Raw genomic sequence first — 590 nt, 5'->3', positions numbered from 1 at the left:
GTGCAGGATTTGGATGGGCCAAGTCTATGCCTTGACCGGTGGCGGCGCCGAGCAGCTGAATTCGCGCGAAGCGACACCCGCGCCTAAAGGGCTGCTCTTGCCTGATTTCGGCGTGGCTTTCACCGAAGGAGCCGATTTCGCCAATGCCAATCCAGATGGTTCGGCGTGGGATGCCTTCACTTTGACAGGATGCAGCGATGAATAGCGCCATGAAATCGATCATCTGGGCCAGCGCCCTGCTTGCATCCGCGACGACAATCACCGTGGCGCGGGCGGACGAGCCGGCGCCGTCGCGCCCGCCCATCGACAAATGCGTCTGGGAAAGGCTGACGGACAAAAATGTCGGCATGGCCGCTTGGGCGCAGCGCTGCGACTTCGGCTTCCGACAGATCCATTTCGAGTTCGCCGGCAACGCACTCGCCATCAAATACAGCGATGGCGGTGCGGCCGACCCTCTTGTCGAGGTGTTCGACATCATATCAGGCGAAACCGCCGAGGCTGCGTTGCAGCGCCTGTTCCTGGACAAGACGGACAAGGCCATCAGCGCGCGCTGCGTGCTGGCGCCTTACACCGAGGGCACAGTACCCGCC

Annotated in this window: 2 pseudogenes; both read left to right on the top strand. The window is 62.4% G+C overall.

The features are described 5' to 3' along the window. Nucleotides 1-205, top strand: a pseudogene (locus EN935_RS39370) (hypothetical protein); the annotation flags it as partial. Beyond that, nucleotides 198-590 (top strand): annotated as a pseudogene (locus EN935_RS39365) (hypothetical protein); the annotation flags it as partial. The pseudogenes EN935_RS39370 and EN935_RS39365, both read left to right, overlap by 8 nt.

The sequence above is a fragment of the Mesorhizobium sp. M7D.F.Ca.US.004.03.1.1 genome, from assembly GCF_003998635.1.
Classification (GTDB): domain Bacteria; phylum Pseudomonadota; class Alphaproteobacteria; order Rhizobiales; family Rhizobiaceae; genus Mesorhizobium; species Mesorhizobium loti.
Note: the sequence above shows the minus strand (reverse complement) of the source record. Positions and strands in the feature narration are given on the sequence as shown.